General features: G+C 64.8%; 1 pseudogene. It reads right to left on the minus strand.

The features are described from left to right. Window positions 1–388, minus strand: a pseudogene (locus DM813_RS00045) (hypothetical protein); the annotation flags it as partial. Window positions 389–426: the final 38 nt, after the last annotated feature.

A 426-nucleotide genomic window follows, 5' to 3' on the forward strand; every position in this document is an offset into this window, starting at 1 on the left:
GGGCCTTGGCGAAAGCGATGCGGGTTTCTGCTTCGATGTCGGCCTGGTTGCGGGTCAGGGCGCGACCCACCAGGTTCTGTTTGGCGATACTGGTATCCGCCCACCAGGCGGCCAACCTTGCCGCGCCTTGGGGGCAGCCATTCATGCCCAGCACGCACTGGGCGATCTGCGCCGCGAAGGCCTGGCCCCACACCGGCTGCTGGCGGTCGTAGAAGTCGAGCGCGCGCTCGAGCAGCTCGCTGTCCAGCCAGGCGAGGTGATCCGCCGCGCGCTTGTCCATTTCTTCCTGGGCTTTGCGTTCCAACGCGCAGAAGTCGGCCTGGATCTTGGTTTCCCCACTTAGGCGCACCAGCTCGCGCAACGAAAACGATGGCGGTTCGGTGGGCATGGCAATTCCTTGCGTAGTCGGGCGCTAGGTTTGTTGTG

Origin of the sequence: Pseudomonas alkylphenolica (assembly GCF_004025535.1) — a bacterium.
GTDB classification, from domain to species: Bacteria; Pseudomonadota; Gammaproteobacteria; order Pseudomonadales; family Pseudomonadaceae; genus Aquipseudomonas; species Aquipseudomonas alkylphenolica_A.